Origin of the sequence: Salipiger marinus, assembly GCF_900100085.1 — a bacterium.
GTDB classification, from domain to species: Bacteria; Pseudomonadota; Alphaproteobacteria; order Rhodobacterales; family Rhodobacteraceae; genus Salipiger; species Salipiger marinus.
Genome location: NZ_FNEJ01000008.1, coordinates 31,429 through 49,454 on the forward strand (window position 1 = coordinate 31,429; position 18,026 = coordinate 49,454).

Sequence of the window (18,026 nt, forward strand, 5' to 3'; positions counted from 1 at the left end):
GCGAGGCTTTACATCACACGGGCAAGAGGGTCTTTTGCTTCCGAGGCATCACAGGCGGACCCTTTTCATGGCGATCACGGCAAGCATCCACCATCTGACCCATTACAAATACGACCGTCCCGTGACGCTGGGGCCTCAGATCATCCGGCTGCGTCCCGCACCACATTCGCGCACCCGCGTCATCTCGCATTCGCTGAAGGTGTCGCCGGGGGGGCATTTCGTCAATCACCAGCAGGATCCTTACGGCAACTGGCTGTCGCGCTTCGTCTTTCCGGAGCCGGTGCGCGAATTCCGCATCGAGGTCGATCTGGTCGCGGACATGACCGTCTACAACCCGTTCGATTTTTTCGTGGATGACAGCGCGCAAATCTGGCCGTTCGAATATCCGGCGGATTTTTCCGAAGATCTGACCATCTACCGCAAGCCGGAAGAGGCCGGTCCCCGGCTCAGGGCCTATGTCGCCTCCATCGCCCGCAAGAAGACCAACACCGTCGATTTCCTTGTGGCGCTGAACGCGCAGCTGGCGCGCGACATCGGCTATATCGTGCGGCTGGAGCCTGGGGTGCAGACCCCGGACGAGACGCTGCATCTGGAGCGCGGATCCTGCCGCGACACGTCCTGGCTGCTGGTGCAGATCCTGCGCCATCTGGGCTTTGCCGCGCGGTTCTGCTCGGGCTACCTGATCCAGCTCCGGCCCGATCTGGTGGCGCTGGACGGGCCTGCGGGCACGGATCACGATTTCACCGACCTGCACGCATGGTGCGAGGTGTTCCTGCCCGGCGCGGGCTGGATCGGGCTTGATCCCACCTCTGGGCTGCTGACAGGGGAGTCGCATATCCCGCTGGCGGCCACCCCGCATTACCGCAACGCCGCACCGATCTCTGGCGGCTATTCCTCGGCGGGCACGCCCGAGGTCGAGTTCGACTTCGACATGACCGTGACCCGCGTCGCCGAACATCCGCGCATCACCAAACCCTTCTCCGACGAGGCATGGCAGGCGCTGGACGCGCTGGGCCAGCAGGTGGATGCGGTGATCGAAGAGCAGGACATGCGCCTGACCATGGGCGGCGAGCCCACATTCGTGTCCATCGACGATTTCCAGTCCGGCGAATGGAACACCGATGCCGTAGGTCCGCAGAAACGCGCGCTGGCCGATCAGCTGATCCGGCGGCTGCGCGACCGCTTCGCCCCGGGCGGGTTCCTGCATTACGGGCAGGGCAAATGGTATCCGGGCGAAACCCTGCCGCGCTGGACCTTCTCGCTTTACTGGCGGCGCGATGGCGAGCCGGTGTGGCGCAACCCCGATCTGGTGGCGCGCGAAACCGCGACCGGCGCCACCGCCGAAGAGGCCGGGCAGTTCCTGAGCCGCTTCGCGCAGAACCTTGGCCTGTCGGAAACCTATGTGCAGCCCGCCTATGAGGATCCGATGGAATGGATCCTGCGCGAGGCCGACCTGCCGGTGAACGTGACGCCCGAGGATTCGCGGCTGAAGGATCCCGAAACCCGGGCCCGCATCGCCCGGGTGTTCACCCGCGGGCTGGACCGGGCGGCGGGCTATGTGCTGCCGGTGCAGCGCATGTGGCAGGCCCGCGCCGCAGCGCCGCGCTGGCAGACCGAACTCTGGCGCACGCGGCGCGGCCATCTGTTCCTTGTGCCCGGGGACAGCCCGGTGGGCTTCCGCCTGCCGCTGGGCGCGCTGCCGCATGTAGAGGCAGAGGCCTATCCCTATATCTACCCCGCCGATCCGGGCATGCCGCGCGGCGCGCTGCCGGATTTCCACGCGCTGCAGCAGGAGCGGCGCGAGAAGCTGATGGCTGAACTGGAACGCATCGCCGCCGAAGGCGCGCGGCAGGCCGCCGAAGAGGCGGCGCTGGTGCCGGAGACGACGCCGGGACAGGCGCAGCCGGTCAGCGCCCCGAAGGCGCAGGAGCCGGGCGCGCGGCTCATGGAACAGGGCGTGGATCCGGCGGGGGGGGCGGTGCGCACCGCCATCGCCATCGAGCCGCGTGACGGCCGGCTTTGCCTCTTCATGCCGCCTGTGGAGACGCTGGAAGATTACCTCGACCTGCTCGCCACCGCCGAGACCACGGCGGAAGATCTGGGCCTGCCCATCCATGTCGAAGGGTACACGCCGCCGCAGGATCCGCGCCTGAACGTGATCCGCGTCGCCCCCGATCCCGGCGTGATCGAGGTCAACATCCACCCGGCCCACAGCTGGGACGACTGCAAGGCCATCACCGAGGCCGTCTATGCCGAGGCGCGCCAGTGCCGTCTGGGGGCGGACAAGTTCATGATCGACGGGCGCCATACCGGCACCGGCGGCGGCAACCATGTGGTGGTGGGCGGGCTCACCCCCAACGATTCCCCGTTCCTGCGGCGGCCCGACCTGATGCGGTCGCTGATCCTGCACTGGATCCGGCATCCCTCGCTCAGCTACCTGTTCTCGGGGCTGTTCATCGGGCCGACCAGTCAGGCGCCGCGCATCGACGAGGCGCGGCATGACAGCCTTTACGAGCTTGAGATCGCGCTGTCGCATTTCCCCGCGCCGGGGCAGGGCGAGCCGCCGCTGCCATGGCTCACCGACCGTCTGCTGCGCAACATCCTGATCGACGTGACCGGCAACACCCACCGGGCCGAGATCTGCATCGACAAGCTTTATTCCCCCGACGGGCCCACCGGACGGCTGGGGCTGGTGGAATTCCGCGGCTTCGAGATGCCGCCCGACGCGCGCATGAGCCTTGCCCAGCAGGTGCTGATCCGCGCGCTGCTGGCGCGGTTCTGGAAGGCGCCGGTGCAGGGCAAGCCCACCCGCTGGGGCACCACGCTGCACGACCGTTTCATGCTGCCGCATTTTGTCTGGGAAGATTTCCTCGACGTGCTGCGCGACCTTGACGATCACGGCTTCCGCTTCCGCCCGGACTGGTACGAGGCGCAGAAGGAATTCCGCTTCCCCTTCGCGGGCGAAGTCGAGTATGAGGGCGTCCACCTTGAACTGCGTCAGGCGCTGGAGCCGTGGCACGTTCTGGGCGAACGCGGCGCCATCGGCGGCACCGTGCGCTATACCGACAGCTCCGTGGAACGCATGCAGGTGCAACTGACCGCCACCGACCCCTCGCGCTACACCGTGGCCTGCAATGGCCGCCCGGTGCCCTTGGCGCAGACCCGCACCTCGGGCGTGCGGGTGGGCGGCGTGCGCTTCAAGGCATGGCAGCCCGCCGAGGCGCTGCACCCGACGCTGGCGGTCAACGCGCCGCTGGTCTTCGACATCTTCGACACATGGACGGGCCGCGCGCTGGGCGGCTGCACCTATCACGTCGCCCATCCCGGCGGGCGCAATTACGAAACCTTCCCCGTCAATTCCAACGAGGCCGAGGCCCGCCGTCTGGCCCGGTTCGAAAAGATGGGGCACACGCCCGGCAGCTACTGGCCCGCGCCCGAGGCGCCGCATCCGGATTTCCCGATGACGCTGGATCTGCGCCGGGCCAGCTGGATCTGACCCAGTGCAGGACGGCGCGAAGGTCAGTGCACCGGACGCGGTGCAGCGGTTTCTGCAGGGCTACCGCCCGCCTCCGGGCGTGGCGGACGAGCTTTTGCAGCGCGATGGCCGTCTGCGCCCGGTCTGGGCGCCGCTGATCCGCCATCTGGCCGCGCAGGGGCCCGAAACCCGGGCCCGCGCCTTTGCCCGGGGCGACCAGTATCTGCACGATACCGGGGTCTATTTCCGCCAGTATACCGGCGACGGCTCGACCGAACGCAACTGGCCGCTCAGCCATGTGCCGGTGGTGATCGCGGCGCAGGAATGGGCGCAGCTTGCCGAAGGCATCACCCAGCGCGCGGAACTGCTGGAACGGGTGATGGCCGATCTTTACGGCCCCGGCGCGCTGGTGCGCGACGGCCATCTGCCCGCCGATCTGGTGGCGCGCAATCCCGAATGGCTGCGCCCGCTGGTGGGGGTCAAGCCGCGCTCGGGGCATTATCTGCACTTTCTCGCCTTCGAGGTGGGCCGGTCCCCGAACGGCTCGTGGCTGGTGCTGGGCGACCGCACGCAGGCGCCCTCGGGGGCGGGCTTCGCGCTGGAAAACCGCATGGCCACCTCGCGCGTGTTTCATGACGTCTATCCCGGCGCCAATGTCGAACGGCTGGCCGGGTTCTTCCGGGGCTTCCGCGACGCGCTGAACGGGCTGCGGCAGGGCAGCGAAAGCCGGGTGGGCATCCTGACCCCCGGCCAGCACACCGACACCTATTACGAACACGCCTATATCGCCCGCTATCTGGGCTTCATGCTGCTGGAATGCGAGGATCTGATCGTGCGCGACGGCGCGCTGGCGGTGCGCACCGTGGGCGGGGCAGAGCCGGTGTCGGTGCTGTGGCGCCGCCTCGATTCCCGTTTCGCCGATCCGCTGGAACTGGACGAGACCTCGGCGCTTGGCACGCCGGGCATGGTCTCGGCGCTGCGGGCAGGGGCGCTGACCATGGTCAACTGCCTCGGCTCCGGCGTGCTGGAGGCGCGGGCCCTGCAGGCCTTCCTGCCGCGCATCTGCCGCGCGCTGACCGGCGCGCCGCTGAAGCTGCCCAATATCGCCACATGGTGGTGCGGCCAGCCGCGCGAACGCGCCTATGTGCGCGACAATCTGGAACGCATGATGATCGGCCCGGCGCAGTCCACCAAGCTGCCCTTCGACATGGATGCGACCACGGCGCTTGGCGGGCGCTTCCGTGGCGCGGCCCAGCCCTCGGTGCTCGACTGGCTGGAACGCGAGGGCGACACGCTGGTCGGGCAGGAGGCGGTGACGCTGTCCACCACCCCCGCCATGGTCGAGGGCCAGCTGCGCCCGCGCCCCATGGTGATCCGGGTCTTTGCCGCGCGCACCGCCGAGGGCTGGACCGTGATGCCCGGCGGCTATGCCCGCATCGGCCAGAGCGGCGATCCCACCGCCCTTGCCATGCAGGCGGGCGGGGCGGTGGCCGATGTCTGGGTCACCTCCGACCAGCCGGTGCAGGCCGAAACGCTGGCCGCGGCCCCGGCGGGCCCGTTCCTGCGCCGCCAGCCGGGCCAGCTTCCGGCGCGGGCGGCGGACAATCTCTACTGGCTGGGCCGCTATGTGGAACGGGCGGAAAACGGCGTGCGCCAGCTGCGCGCCTACCACCTGCGGCTGGAGGAATACGGCCCCCGCGCCGTGCCGCTGGTCACGCATCTGGCGCGGTTTCTGGCGGGCTTCGGGCTGGATCCGGCCCCCCATCCGCTGCCGCGCGGGCTTCTGGCGCATTTCGACGCCTCGCGCGGCTGCGCCGCCAAGGTGCGGGACCGGTTCTCCACCGATGGCTGGAACGCGCTGTCGGATCTGGCCGCCACCGCCCATGACCTGCAGGGCCGCGCCCAGCCCGGCGACGATGCCGCCCGCGCCATGAGCGTGCTTCTGCGCAAGATCGCGGGGTTTTCCGGGCTGGTGCATGACAACATGTTCCGCTTTCTGGGCTGGCGGTTCCTGACCATCGGCCGCGCGGTGGAACGCGCCGACCAGATGGCCGCGACCCTTGCCGCCTTCACCGCCCGGGACACGCCGCGCGGCGGCTTCGATGTGGCGGTGGAGGTGGGCGACAGCGTGATGACCCATCGCCGCCGCTATTCGGTGGAATCGGGCCGCGACACGGTGATCGACCTGCTGGCGCTTGACCCTGACAACCCGCGCAGCCTGCGCTTCCAGCTCGATCTGCTGCTGGAGGAGGAGGCGCGCCTGCAGCCGCCGCCCGACCGCGGCCCCTTGGGCGAGGCGGGGCGGCGCATCCTTCTGGCACGCACCGGGCTTGCGGTCGCCACCCCCGACCAGATCACTGGCGCGCGGCTTGCCGCCCTGCGCCGCGATCTCGCCGCCATCTCCGACGCGCTTACCGCGCAGTATCTGAGCTGAGCCATGCCGCAGGATTACGACATCACGCTGAAGATCAGCTATCTTTACGACAGCCCCGCCGCCGCCAGCCGCACCCTGCTGCGGATGCTGCCCCGCACCGAACCGGGCCAGCAGCTGCTGGCGGGGGTGGTCACCGCCGATCCGGCCCCGGGCTGGCGCCGCGACGACACGGATTTTTTCGGCAATGCCACGACAGAGATCGCCCACGAGGCGCGGCTGACCCGCATCGTCTTCCGCTTCGACGGGCGGGTGCGGCGCGCGCTCGACAGCGGCGCGCTGGATCTGTCCTGCGGCCTGCCGGCGCTGGCGCAGCAGGTGGCGGCACTGCGCGACATCGGCGCGGCGAGCCCGCATCACTTCCTCGGCGCCTCGCCACGCATCCCCGCCGATCCCGCCATCGCCGCCTTTGCCCGCGCCTGCGTCGGCCCCGACATGTCGGCGCAGGCCGCGGTGCAGGCGGTGTCGCGGGCGCTGCACGGGCATTTCACCTTCGATCCCACCGCCACCGACGTGGCGACCCCGCCCGCGCAGGCCTTCCGCGCCCGGCGCGGCGTCTGTCAGGACATGGCGCAGGTGATGATCTGCGCGCTGCGGGCGCTGGGGATCCCCGCAGGCTATGTGTCCGGCTTCCTGCGCACCCTGCCGCCCAAGGGCCGCCCGCGTCTGGAAGGCGCCGATGCCATGCACGCCTGGGTACGGGCGTGGTGCGGGGCGGATGCGGGCTGGATCGGCATCGATCCCACCAATGACATGGCCGCAGGGGGCGACCACATCACCGTGGCCTTCGGGCGCGACTATGCCGATGTGGCGCCGATCCGGGGCGCGCTGCGCTCGGCGGGGCGGCACCGCACCACCCATCAGGTCGACGTGATCCCGGTCTGACCGCCAGATCGCGGCTTTCCTCCGCCGCCAAGGCACGGCATGACGGGCCGGGGCAGGCAGAGGCAAAGGATCACGGCATGGAAAGTTCGGCAGCATTCTGGATCGCGGCGGGGCTGGCCACGTGGTTTGTCGGCGCCTCCAAGGGCGGCCTGCCGATGATCGCCATGCTGGGCGTGCCAATCCTGTCGGTCTTCACCACCCCCGCCGCCGCCGCAGGGCTGCTGCTGCCCATGTATATCCTCGCCGACCTCTATGCCGTCTGGCTGTTCCGGGGCCAGTATTCCGCGCGCAACCTCGCCATCCTCATCCCGGCCTCGGCGCTTGGCATCGGTGCTGCCTTCTTCTTCGTCTCGCGCGTGCCGCCCGAGGCGGGCAAGCTCTTGGTGGCGCTGATCGGGCTTGGCTATCTTGCCGACGCGCTGCGCAAGCGGCTGGCGCGCGATTTCCGCCCGCGCGCCGCCGATGTGCCGCGTGGCCTGTTCTGGGGTGCGCTGGCGGGCTTCACCAGCTACATCTCCCATGCGGGCGGGCCGCCGTTTCAGGCCTATACCCTGCCGCAGAAACTGCCCAAGATGACCTTCGCGGGCACCTCCACCATCCTCTTCGCCTGCGTGAACTGGATGAAGCTGCCGCCCTATATCCTCGCGGGGCAGGTCAGCTGGGACAGCCTCGCGCAGATCGTCTGGCTGGCGCCGCTCGCGCTCTTCGGCGCATGGTCGGGCTACCGCATCACCCGCATCCTGCCGGAGCGGCTGTTCTTCGCCTTCGTCAACCTCGCCCTGCTGCTGCTCTCGCTCAAGCTGCTGCAGGAGGTCGCCGTGGCCTGGCTCTAGGCTTCCAGCGGCCCCAAATAACCCGGGGGAGCCCCCGCAGGGGGCGGGGGCAGCGCCCCCTCTGCTGCCCCTCCGCCCATGGGCAAAGGGGCCGCTCTTGCACCGCCGCAGGGGGCGGTATACCAGATGCGCAGCCATGGCAGGGGAGGGCAGCACCATGACCACGCAACCCGACTGGATCGCCGTCGACTGGGGCACCTCGCAGCTGCGGCTGTGGCAGATGGCCGGGGATGGCACCGTGCTTGACCGCGCCGAAAGCCCCGAAGGCATGGGCCGTCTCACGCCGTCGCAGTTCGAACCGGTGCTGCTGCGCCTCTTGGGCGATCTGCCCCGGCGCGACACGCCGCTTCCCGTCATCATCTGCGGCATGGCGGGCGCGCGGCAGGGCTGGGCCGAGGCGCCCTATGTCCGCACCCCCTGCGCGCCACCCGGGCTTGCGCAGGCGCTGCGCGTGCCCGGCACCGATCCCCGGCTTGCCGTCCACATCCTGCCCGGCGTGGCGCAGGACAGCCCCGCCGACGTGATGCGCGGCGAGGAAACGCAGGTGGCGGGCTTCCTCGCGCTCAACCCGCGCTTTGACGGGGTGATCTGCCTGCCCGGCACCCACAGCAAATGGGTCCATGTCAGCGCCGGAGAGATCGTGTCCTTCCGCAGCTACATGACCGGCGAGATCTTCGCGCTGCTCTCGGGGCAGTCGGTGCTGCGCCACGGTCTGGCCGAGGGCTGGGACGAGGCGGCCTTTGCCGCCGGGGTCGATCAGGCCATGGCGCGGCCCTCGGGCTTTGCGGGCGATCTCTTCACCCTGCGCGCCGAAGGGCTGCTGCACGGGCTCGACGGCGCCGCCGCGCGCGCGCGCCTCTCGGGCCTGCTCATCGGCATGGAACTTGCCGCCGCCAAACCCTACTGGCTGGGCCAGAACGTCGCCCTGCTGGGCGCGTCAGGCCTTGTCGCCCATTACCGCACGGCGCTGGAGGCGCAGGGCCTGCCGGTCCTGATCGCCGATGCCGACCGCATGACGCTTGAAGGGCTGAAATCCGCCCGCACCCCCAAGGAGGCCTGACCATGACCCGCGAGCTGATCGCCATTCTGCGCGGCCTGACCCCCGCCGAAGCTCCCGCCGTGACCGAGACGCTGATCGAGGCCGGGCTGACCCGGATCGAGGTGCCGCTCAATTCTCCCGATCCCTATGACAGCATCGCCGCCATGGTCGCGGCCTATGGCAGCGCGGCAGAGATCGGCGCGGGCACCGTGCTTGCCCCGGAACAGGTGCTGCGCCTGCGCGACATCGGCGCGCGCATGGTGGTGTCGCCCGACACCAACCAGCGCGTCATCATGGCCACCAAGGCGGCGGGCATGGACAGCTATCCCGGCGTGCTGACCCCGACCGAGGCTTTCACCGCGCTGCGCGCCGGGGCGGACGGGCTGAAATTCTTCCCCGCCTCGCTGCTGGGCCCCGCCAATCTGGCGGCGATGAAGGCGGTGCTGCCGCAGGGCACCCGCACCTACGCCGTGGGCGGGGTCGAGGCGGACAACATGGCCGACTGGATCGCGGCGGGTGTCACCGGCTTCGGCATCGGCAGCTGGCTTTACAAGCCGGGCCGGTCGCTGGAGGATCTGGCGGCGCGGGCGCGCGACGTGGTCGCAGCCTATGACGCGGCGGTGGCCGCACGCGACAGCGCCCGCTAGGACCGCCGGAAAGGGCGCCGCCATGACCGATCCCGCCGATCCCTCCGGTCCACGCCCCGGCGAAACCGCCGTGGCGCTGCCCCCCGCCGGGGATGCGCAGCTGCGCTTCATCGGCCGGATCGAGACGCCCTTCGCCACCCGCGCCGACTGCCCGCGTCAGGGCGATCCTGACCATGGGCCGGACTGCCTGATCCGTCTCGATCCGGTCTGGCTGCCCGCGCTCGCCGGGCTGGAGGAGGTGGAGCGCCTGCAGGTCTTTTACTGGCTGCACGAGGCGCGGCGCGACCTGCTGACCCAGCGCCCGCGCCATGCCAGCGCGGCGCGCGGCACCTTCGCGCTGCGCTCGCCGGTGCGGCCCAACCCGATCGGCCTGTCCACCGTGCGGCTGCTGCACCGTGACGGTCCGGTGCTGGTGGTGCGCGGGCTCGACTGCCTGTCGGGCACGCCGCTGATCGACCTCAAGCCGCTGCACTGCCCCCATGCTGCCGGGCGCGCGACTGCCGGGGAGGCGTGATCGCAAAGCGCCCTCATTTCGGGCATTTCCGCAAAATCTGCCTGAAACATGCGCAGACGCCCTCCGCTCACGCGGCACAGGGGCCCGCAGCCTTGCCTCTGCCGCAGGGCAGGGCCTATCCGCGGCCCGCAGCCGGAGGACGCCGCCATTCCCTATGACCCGCCCCTGATGACCTCTCCGCCTTCCGCCGCACAGCGTGCGCGGGGCAGGGGGCGGCTGTCGGCGCGGGCGCGGGCTGGGCGCAGCGTCATCGGCGATCTGCACATGTCGGGCAGCACCAAGCTGCTGTTCCCCCGGGCCGAGGCCGCGCTGCAGGCGGTCTTGCTCAACACCTCGGGCGGGGTGACGGGGGGCGACCAGTTCGCGCTGGAGGCCGAGGCGCTGCCGGAGGCGCATCTGGTGCTGACCACGCAGGCCGCCGAACGCATCTACCGCGCGCTGCCGGGGCAGCCCGGGGTGGTCGACACCCGCCTGCGTCTTGGCGCGGGCGCGCGGCTGGACTGGCTGCCGCAGGAGACGATCTTTTTCGACGGCGCGGCGCTGGACCGCGCGCTGTCGGTCGACATGGCCGGGGATGCCCGCCTCCTGCTCTGCGAGCCGCTGATCTTTGGCCGTCACGCCATGGGCGAACGGGTGCGCGACCTGCGCTATACCGACCGCATCGACATCCGCCGCGACGGGCGCCTGATCTGGGCCGACCGGCTGGCGCTCGGCGGCGATGCCGCCGCGCGCCTTGCCCATCCCGCCGTGGCAGACGGCGCCGAAGCCATGGCCACAATCGTGCTGGCCGCCCCCGGTGCCGCCACACAGGTGGAGGCCTTGCGCGGAATCCTGCCCGAACGCGCCGGAGTGTCCGCCCTGACGCCCGAGCTTGTGGTGATCCGCATGCTGGCCATTGACGGGTTCGAGCTGCGCCGCCACCTTTGCCCCATCCTGCGCCGTCTGAGCGGCGCAGACCTTCCACGACCCTGGATGATCTGACACATGCAACTGACCCCCCGCGAAAAGGACAAGCTTCTTGTCGCCATGGCCGCCGAAGTGGCCCGCAAACGCCTCGCCCGTGGGGTGAAGCTGAACTATCCCGAAGCGGTGGCGCTGATCACCGATGCGGTGGTCGAAGGCGCGCGCGATGGCCGCTCCGTCGCCGAGATGATGGAGGCGGGCGCGCAGGTGATCCGCGCCGACCAGTGCATGGAGGGCGTGCCCGAGATGATCCATGACGTGCAGGTCGAAGCGACCTTTCCCGACGGCACGAAGCTGGTGACCGTGCACAACCCGATCCGCTGAAGGAGCCCTGCCGATGATTTCCGCCCCCCTGACGCCCGCCCCCGTGGAGAACCGGACATGATCCCCGGAGAGGTGTTTCCCGCCGCGGGCGAGCTGCGGCTGAACGAGGGCCGCGAGCCCGTGACGCTGATGGTGGCCAATACCGGCGACCGCCCGGTGCAGGTCGGCTCGCATTATCACTTTGCGGAAACCAATCCTGCGCTAGATTTTGACCGTGACGCCGCGCGCGGGCTTCGGCTCGACATCGCGGCGGGCACCGCCGTGCGGTTCGAACCGGGCCAGCGCCGCGAGGTTCAGCTGATTCCCCTTGTGGGGGCGCGGCGCGTCTATGGCTTCAACCAGCAGATCATGGGCCCGCTCTAGGGCGTGGCCCGCACAGGAGAATGCGTCCAATGCCGTCTTTTTGTCCCAAGGCTCCGGTCCGGTGCCAGCCCGCCGCGCGGTCCGCGTCATGACCCCCCTGTCGCCATTCCGCCTGTGGCAGATGGGCATGGAAAACGCGATGATGCTCTGGGACGTGCAGACCGTCATGGCGCTGCGGCTCAGCGGGCTGGCAGGGCTGCACACCCTGCCCGCGGGCGAGGCGTCGCGCATGATGTCCGAAAAGCCCCCCGCCTTTGCGCAGGCGTTTTTCGCCTGGCAGAAGGCGCTGATGTCCGGCGGGGACTGGAACACGTCCAACAGCGCCTTCACCCGCCCGCTCGCGCGCAAGGCGCGGGCGAACCGCAAGCGTCTTACCGGCAGCAGGAGGAAATGACATGTTCCCGGCCCTGACCATGAGTGCCGCCTTCATCCGCATGGGCGGAGAGGCATACCGCCAGCAGATGCGCCTTGCGCAGGTCGTGATGGAGATGGGGCTGCGCCAGCAGCGCCTGTTCATGAGCCTGCCCGCCTCGGCGCTATCCGCCGTGCCTGCGGCGTCGATGGGCATCTGCGGCCCGGTGGCCCTGACCCCGCGCGCCAAGCCGACCGTGGCTGCCGCCGCCGAAGCCGTGGCGAAGCCCGCAGCGCCCAAGCCCGCCGCAGAGACACCCAAGGCGGAGACACCCAAGCCCGCGCCCAAGCCTGAGCCCGTCAAGGCGGCGCCCGCGCCCGCCAAGCCCGCAGCGGCGCCTGCGCCGAGCACACCCAAGGCAGAGGCGGCGGCCCCCGCCAAGGCCGAGGCCAAGCCGGCCCCCGCCAAGGCGGAGGCCAAACCTGCGCCTGCGAAGACAGAGGCGGCTCCGGCGCCGAGCGCGGCCAAGACAGACGCCGCCCCTGCCAAGCCGGTCCGCGCCCGCAGCCCACGCGCGGCTGGGGCCGCGCCGAAACCGCGCAGCCCGCGCCCCAAGGCACAGCCCGCCCCCAAGGGCGACGGCGGGTCCGGCTCCTGATGGCGTTCTCCTCCCGACCCCTCACGGCGGCGCTGGCAGGGCTTGTCCTGCTGGCGCTGGCCCCGCAGGCCCGTGCCGCCTGTTCCGATGCCACCACCACCGTCGAGATGGGCACCTGCGCGCGTGTCGCTCTTGACGGTGCGGATGCCGAACTGAACCGCGTTTATGCCGTGCTGCAGAGCCGGGTCAGCCCCGAACGCATGACAGGCATCCGCGACGCGCAGCGGCTGTGGATCCCGTTCCGCGATGCCGCCTGCGACGCCGAAGGCGCGATGTATGAAGGTGGCTCGATGCAGGGCATCGCCACGGTCACCTGCCTGACCAAACTCACCCAGCGGCGCACCGAAGATCTGCGCGCGCTGCTGCCGAACTGACCAGACCTTATTTCAGGGGACCGACCGACCATGCCCGCCACGATTTCCCGCCGCGATTACGCCGCCATGTATGGCCCCACCACCGGCGACCGGGTGCGGCTGGCCGATACCGACCTCATCATCGAGGTGGAGCGTGACCTGACCGCCGCGCGCGCGGGGCAGGGCATGGGCGCGCCCGGCCCGGTCTATGGCGAGGAGGTGAAGTTCGGCGGCGGCAAGGTGATCCGCGACGGCATGGGCCAGTCGCAGGCCACCCGCGCCGAAGGGGCGGTGGACACGGTCATCACCAATGCGCTGATCGTGGACTGGACCGGCATCTACAAGGCCGATGTCGGGCTGCGCGACGGGCGCATCCACAAGATCGGCAAGGCGGGCAACCCCGACACCCAGCCCGGCGTCGACATCGTGGTCGGCCCCGGCACCGAGGTGATCGCGGGCGAGGGCCGCATCCTGACGGCGGGCGGCATGGACAGCCATATCCATTACATCTGCCCGCAGCAGATCGAGGATGCGCTGCATTCCGGGCTGACCACCATGCTTGGCGGCGGCACCGGCCCCGCCCATGGCACGCTCGCCACCACCTGCACGCCGGGGCCGTGGCATCTGGGCCGGATGCTGCAGGCCGCCGACGCCTTTCCGATGAACCTCGCCTTTGCGGGCAAGGGCAATGCGGCGCTGCCCGGCGCGCTGATCGAACAGATCAAGGGCGGCGCCTGTTCGCTGAAGCTGCACGAGGACTGGGGCACCACCCCCGGCACCATCGACAACTGCCTGTCGGTGGCCGATGACTGGGACGTGCAGGTGATGATCCACACCGACACGCTGAACGAAAGCGGCTTTGTGGAAAACACCGTCGCCGCGATGAAGGGGCGCACCATCCACGCCTTCCACACCGAAGGCGCGGGCGGCGGCCATGCTCCCGACATCATCCGCATCTGCGGCGAGGAGTTCGTGCTGCCCTCCTCGACCAACCCGACGCGGCCCTACACGGTCAACACGCTGGAAGAGCATCTGGACATGCTCATGGTCTGTCACCATCTGGACAAGTCCATCCCCGAAGACGTGGCCTTTGCCGAAAGCCGCATCCGCCGCGAGACCATCGCCGCCGAGGACATCCTGCATGACATGGGGGCGTTTTCCATCATCGCCTCCGACAGTCAGGCCATGGGCCGGGTGGGCGAGGTCATCATCCGCACATGGCAGACCGCCGACAAGATGAAGAAACAGCGCGGCGCGCTGGCGGACGAGACCGGCGACAACGACAATTTCCGCGTCCGCCGCTACATCGCCAAATACACCATCAACCCGGCCATCGCCCATGGCGTCAGCCAGCATATCGGCAGCATCGAAGAGGGCAAGCGCGCCGATCTGGTGCTGTGGTCGCCCGCCTTTTTCGGGGTGAAGCCGGAAATGGTGATGATGGGCGGCACCATCGTCTGCGCGCAGATGGGTGATCCCAATGCCTCCATCCCCACGCCGCAGCCGGTCTATTCCCGGCCGATGTGGGGCGCCTATGGCCGGTCGGTGGAACATTCCGCCGTCACCTTCGTGTCGGAGGCGGCGCAGGCCGACGGGCTGCGCGACAAGCTGGGGCTGGCCAAGCAGACCCTCGCGGTCAAGAACACCCGCGGCATCGGCAAGCGCGACCTGAAGCTTAACGACGCGCTGCCCCGGATCGAGGTGAACCCCGAAACCTATGAGGTGCGGGCGGATGGCGAGCTTCTGACCTGCGAACCGGCCCGCGTGCTGCCCATGGCGCAGCGCTATTTCCTGTTCTGACCGGGCGGCGGGGCCGGGCCCGGGGCGCGCCTGCGCCGCGTGCCGTCTGGCCCCGCTTCCAACCGCGGGCACAAAGCCGTTGATTTTGCAAGCGTTGCGCCGGTGGAAAGATCGTTATGCAGATGCAGCATTTGTGGATCACGGCAGCATGGCTTACCTAGGTGTCAAGGGAGGGGACCTGATAACACAAAGGAAGGTTTCCCATGGCATTTCTGACCGCCAGTGCAAGCGACCACACCACCTCCGGCTCGGCTTTTGGCCGTTTCTTCTCGGCCATCGGCAATGCGCTGGTCGCAATCGGCGAAGCAAATCCGCGCCTGCGCCGTGTCGAAGCGCTGCAGCGCCTGTCGGACGAACAGCTGGCCGCACGCGGGCTGAAGCGCGAAGACATCGTGCGTCACGTGTTCCGCGACGTGTTCTACCTCTAAGCCATCGGTCCGGCGCTTTCGCGCGCTGCGCCTCAGGCGTTTTCAAGGCCACGGTCCGGTTGACCCCGGAGCGTGGCCTTGCCATGTCCGGCCCGATGTCCCACCCTGCCGTCATCGCACCGGAGTTCTTATGACCCAGCTTCCCACCTGCCATGCCATCGCCCGCAAGGGCCATGCCGCAGACGCCACGCTGACCGTGACGCTGTCTTACGAAGACCGTTTCCTGCGCCGCAAGGTGCTGACCGCCGATAGCGGCGAGGCGTTTCTGGTGGATCTGGCCCATACCGAAAGTCTGGATCAGGACGATGCCTTCCTGCTGGGCGATGGCCGCGCCGTGCGGGTGCTGGCGGCGGCAGAGCCGCTGCTGGCCGTGTCGGGCGCCGATCTGCCGCGGCTGGCATGGCATGTGGGCAACCGTCATACGCCCTGCCAGATCGAAGCGGCGCGGCTGCTGATCCAGCGCGACCACGTCATCCGCGACATGCTGGCCCGGATCGGCGCCGAGGTGACCGAGGTGACCGAGCCCTTCACGCCCGAGGGCGGCGCCTATGGCCATGGCCGCACCCATGGTCATGACCATTCCCACAGCCACGGGCCCGCGCCGGTGCAGGCCCATGCCCATGCCCATGCGCACAGCCATTCCCATGGACAGGACCACGGGCACAGCCACGGTCACGACCATCCGCATGACCACTGACGCGCTGCTGGTGCTGCATCAGCTGTTTTCACCGGCCTTTCCGGTGGGCAGCTTCGCCTATTCGCACGGGCTGGAAACGCTGGTGCAGGAAGGGCAGGTGACCAGCGCCGCACAGCTGCAGGACTGGCTGGAGGTGGTGCTGGAACAGGGCGCGGGCTGGTCCGATGCCCTGCTGCTGGTCGCCGCCGCACGGGGGGAGGATGTGGCGGATCTGGCCATCGCACTCGCCCCCTCCGCCGAACGGCGGCTGGAAACGGGCAAGCAGGGCGAAGCCTTTGCCAAGGCCGTCTCCGCGCTCTGGCAGATCGAACTGGCACCCGCGCCCTATCCGGTTGTGGTGGGGCAGGTGGTGGCAGCGCTGGACCTGCCGCTGGAGGATACGCTGCGGCTTTACCTGCACGCTCTTGCCGCCAATCTGGCGGCGGCGGGCATGCGTCTGGTGCCGCTGGGCCAGACAGAGGGGCAGGCGGTGATCCGGGCGCTGGCGCCGCTCTGTTCGGATCTGGCGCGGCGCGCGCTGGCGGCGGATCTGACCCGGATCGGCACGTTTTCTCCGCTGGCCGATATTGCCAGCCAGCGCCACGAGGCGCTCTATTCCCGCATCTTCAGATCATGACGGAGGCAGCATGACATCCCCGAACGGACCCCTGCGCGTGGGGCTTGGCGGCCCGGTGGGCGCGGGCAAGACCACCCTGACCGCAGCCCTTGCCCGTGCCCTGCGCGACCGGCTGTCCATGGCGGTCATCACCAATGACATCTACACCCGCGAGGATGCCGAGGCGCTGATGCGCCAGCAGGTTCTGCCGCTGGACCGCATCCGGGGCGTGGAAACCGGCGGCTGCCCGCATACCGCGATCCGCGAAGATGCCTCGATCAACCTTGCCGCGATTGCCGAGCTTAACGCGCAGTTTCCCGATCTGGACCTGATCCTGATCGAATCCGGAGGCGACAACCTTTCCGCCACCTTCAGCCCGGAACTGGCGGATGTGACGATCTATGTGATCGACGTGGCCGCGGGCGAGGAAATCCCCCGCAAGGGCGGTCCCGCCATCACCAAATCCGACATTCTGGTCATCAACAAGACCGACCTTGCGCCCTATGTCGGCGCCTCGCTGGAGGTGATGGAGCGTGACGCCACGCGGATGCGCGCGGGCAAGCCTTTCGTGTTCACCGCCCTGCGCCACGGGCAGGGGCTCGACCAGATCATTGACCTGCTGGCCCGCATCGGCGGGCTGCCCCTGTCGGAGGAAGCCGCATGAGCCGTTTTGTCATTCTTGGAGTGGGTGCCATTGGCGGCACCGTGGCCACGCTGCTGTCCAATGCCGGAAAGGAGGTTCTGGGCATCGCGCGCGGGCGCCAGCTGGAAATCCTGCGCGAGGGCGGGCTGACCCTGCGCACGCCCATGGGCAGCCAGCACGCCCACTTCCCGGTGGCCGCCAGCCCGCAGGAGGCGGGGCTGCGCCCGGATGACGTGATCCTGCTTTGCGTCAAGACCCAGCACACCGAAGCGGCGCTGCTGCAGCTGCGCGAGGCGGGGATGACCGACCAGCCGCTGTTCTGCCTGCAGAACGGCGTTGCCAATGAACGGCTGGCGCTGCGCTATTTCCCCAATGTGCATGGCGTCACGCTGATCCTGCCCGCCGATTTCGTCTCGGCGGGCGAGGTGGTGGCCTATGGCGCGCCCTGCACCGGCCTGCTGGACATCGGCCGCTTCCCGGGCGGCACCGATGAGGCCGATGTGGCGCTGGCCGAGGCGCTGACGCAGGCGGGCCTGCCGTCAGAGGTGCGCGGCGACGTGATGGCCAGCAAGTATCGCAAGCTGCTGGTGAACCTTGGCAATATCGTGGGCGCCGCCCTTGGATCGGACGAGGGCACCGAGGAGATTCTGGCCAAGCTCAAGGCCGAGGGCGAGGCGGTGATGGCGGCGGCGGGGATCGCCGTTGATCCGGCGGACCGCGACGCAAAGCGCCGCGTCGGCAAGATGAAGATCTCCGAAGTGCCCGGCGTCACCCGCGTGGGCAGTTCCACCGCGCAGAGCCTTGCGCGCGGGGCGGGGTCGGTGGAAACCGATTACCTCAATGGCGAGATTGCGCTGCTGGGGCGGCTTCACGGCGTGCCGACCCCGGCCAATGCTTGGTTCACCGACCTTGCCGCGCGGCTGGTGCGCGAAGGTGCGGCCCCCGGCGCGGTGTCGAAGGCAGACATCGCCAAGGCGCTGGGTCTCTGACCCCGCGCCGCGCCCCCTCCCCATTGGGGAGGGGGCC

19 protein-coding genes are annotated in these 18,026 nt (G+C 69.5%); all 19 read left to right on the top strand.

Annotated elements, in window-relative coordinates; all coding sequences use genetic code 11:
* The first annotated feature begins 67 nt into the window (after window positions 1-67).
* The 19 genes from BLR51_RS10505 to BLR51_RS10595 all read left to right on the top strand — a co-directional run bounded on the left by BLR51_RS10505 (window position 68) and on the right by BLR51_RS10595 (window position 17,989).
* Window positions 68-3,496, top strand: coding sequence for a transglutaminase family protein (locus BLR51_RS10505; RefSeq protein WP_089846655.1), 3,429 nt, complete (start codon window positions 68-70; stop codon window positions 3,494-3,496).
* 4 nt (window positions 3,497-3,500) lie between these two features.
* Window positions 3,501-5,909, top strand: coding sequence for a circularly permuted type 2 ATP-grasp protein (locus tag BLR51_RS10510; RefSeq protein WP_089846657.1), 2,409 nt, complete (start codon window positions 3,501-3,503; stop codon window positions 5,907-5,909).
* A gap of 3 nt (window positions 5,910-5,912) precedes the next feature.
* The gene (locus tag BLR51_RS10515) at window positions 5,913-6,791 is read left to right on the top strand and encodes a transglutaminase family protein (protein ID WP_089846659.1); all 879 of its coding nucleotides are present in this window, start codon (window positions 5,913-5,915) and stop codon (window positions 6,789-6,791) included.
* 77 nt (window positions 6,792-6,868) lie between these two features.
* Window positions 6,869-7,624, top strand: coding sequence for a sulfite exporter TauE/SafE family protein (locus BLR51_RS10520; RefSeq protein ID WP_089846661.1), 756 nt, complete (start codon window positions 6,869-6,871; stop codon window positions 7,622-7,624).
* Window positions 7,625-7,781: 157 nt separating this feature from the next.
* Complete coding sequence (locus tag BLR51_RS10525; RefSeq protein WP_089847036.1) at window positions 7,782-8,684, top strand: 2-dehydro-3-deoxygalactonokinase; 903 nt, start codon at window positions 7,782-7,784, stop codon at window positions 8,682-8,684.
* Between the two features lie 2 nt (window positions 8,685-8,686).
* Complete coding sequence (locus BLR51_RS10530; protein ID WP_089846663.1) at window positions 8,687-9,310, top strand: 2-dehydro-3-deoxy-6-phosphogalactonate aldolase; 624 nt, start codon at window positions 8,687-8,689, stop codon at window positions 9,308-9,310.
* Between the two features lie 22 nt (window positions 9,311-9,332).
* Window positions 9,333-9,824, top strand: a complete 492-nt coding sequence (gene tsaA, locus BLR51_RS10535; protein ID WP_089846665.1) for a tRNA (N6-threonylcarbamoyladenosine(37)-N6)-methyltransferase TrmO — start codon at window positions 9,333-9,335, stop codon at window positions 9,822-9,824.
* 168 nt (window positions 9,825-9,992) lie between these two features.
* On the top strand, window positions 9,993-10,805 hold the full coding sequence (locus tag BLR51_RS10540) for an urease accessory protein UreD (RefSeq protein ID WP_165616802.1): 813 nt from the start codon (window positions 9,993-9,995) through the stop codon (window positions 10,803-10,805).
* A gap of 3 nt (window positions 10,806-10,808) precedes the next feature.
* A complete protein-coding gene (locus tag BLR51_RS10545) occupies window positions 10,809-11,111 on the top strand; it encodes an urease subunit gamma (RefSeq protein WP_089846667.1) in 303 nt (100 codons plus the stop codon).
* Window positions 11,112-11,168: 57 nt separating this feature from the next.
* Window positions 11,169-11,474, top strand: a complete 306-nt coding sequence (locus tag BLR51_RS10550) for an urease subunit beta (RefSeq protein ID WP_089846669.1) — start codon at window positions 11,169-11,171, stop codon at window positions 11,472-11,474.
* An 88-nt stretch (window positions 11,475-11,562) separates the two neighbouring features.
* Entirely contained in the window at window positions 11,563-11,868 is a 306-nt protein-coding gene (locus BLR51_RS10555; RefSeq protein ID WP_131821809.1) for an antifreeze protein, read from the top strand.
* 1 nt (window position 11,869) lies between these two features.
* Window positions 11,870-12,484, top strand: a complete 615-nt coding sequence (locus tag BLR51_RS10560) for a hypothetical protein (protein WP_089846673.1) — start codon at window positions 11,870-11,872, stop codon at window positions 12,482-12,484.
* Window positions 12,484-12,858, top strand: a complete 375-nt coding sequence (locus BLR51_RS10565; protein WP_089846675.1) for a lysozyme inhibitor LprI family protein — start codon at window positions 12,484-12,486, stop codon at window positions 12,856-12,858. The genes BLR51_RS10560 and BLR51_RS10565 overlap by 1 nt, the downstream gene beginning before the upstream one ends.
* Window positions 12,859-12,888: 30 nt before the next feature.
* Window positions 12,889-14,637, top strand: a complete 1,749-nt coding sequence (gene ureC, locus BLR51_RS10570; RefSeq protein WP_089846677.1) for an urease subunit alpha — start codon at window positions 12,889-12,891, stop codon at window positions 14,635-14,637.
* A 203-nt stretch (window positions 14,638-14,840) separates the two neighbouring features.
* Window positions 14,841-15,065, top strand: a complete 225-nt coding sequence (locus tag BLR51_RS10575; RefSeq protein ID WP_089846679.1) for a DUF1127 domain-containing protein — start codon at window positions 14,841-14,843, stop codon at window positions 15,063-15,065.
* 130 nt (window positions 15,066-15,195) lie between these two features.
* Window positions 15,196-15,762 (top strand): urease accessory protein UreE, encoded by a 567-nt coding sequence (locus BLR51_RS10580; RefSeq protein WP_089846681.1) that lies wholly within the window; start codon window positions 15,196-15,198, stop codon window positions 15,760-15,762.
* The gene (locus BLR51_RS10585; RefSeq protein WP_089846683.1) at window positions 15,752-16,378 is read left to right on the top strand and encodes an urease accessory protein UreF; all 627 of its coding nucleotides are present in this window, start codon (window positions 15,752-15,754) and stop codon (window positions 16,376-16,378) included. Before BLR51_RS10580 ends, BLR51_RS10585 begins: the two co-directional genes overlap by 11 nt.
* Before the next feature lie 10 nt (window positions 16,379-16,388).
* Window positions 16,389-17,021, top strand: coding sequence for an urease accessory protein UreG (ureG, locus tag BLR51_RS10590; protein WP_089846685.1), 633 nt, complete (start codon window positions 16,389-16,391; stop codon window positions 17,019-17,021).
* A complete protein-coding gene (locus BLR51_RS10595; RefSeq protein WP_089846687.1) occupies window positions 17,018-17,989 on the top strand; it encodes a ketopantoate reductase family protein in 972 nt (323 codons plus the stop codon). The genes ureG and BLR51_RS10595 overlap by 4 nt, the downstream gene beginning before the upstream one ends.
* Window positions 17,990-18,026: the final 37 nt, after the last annotated feature.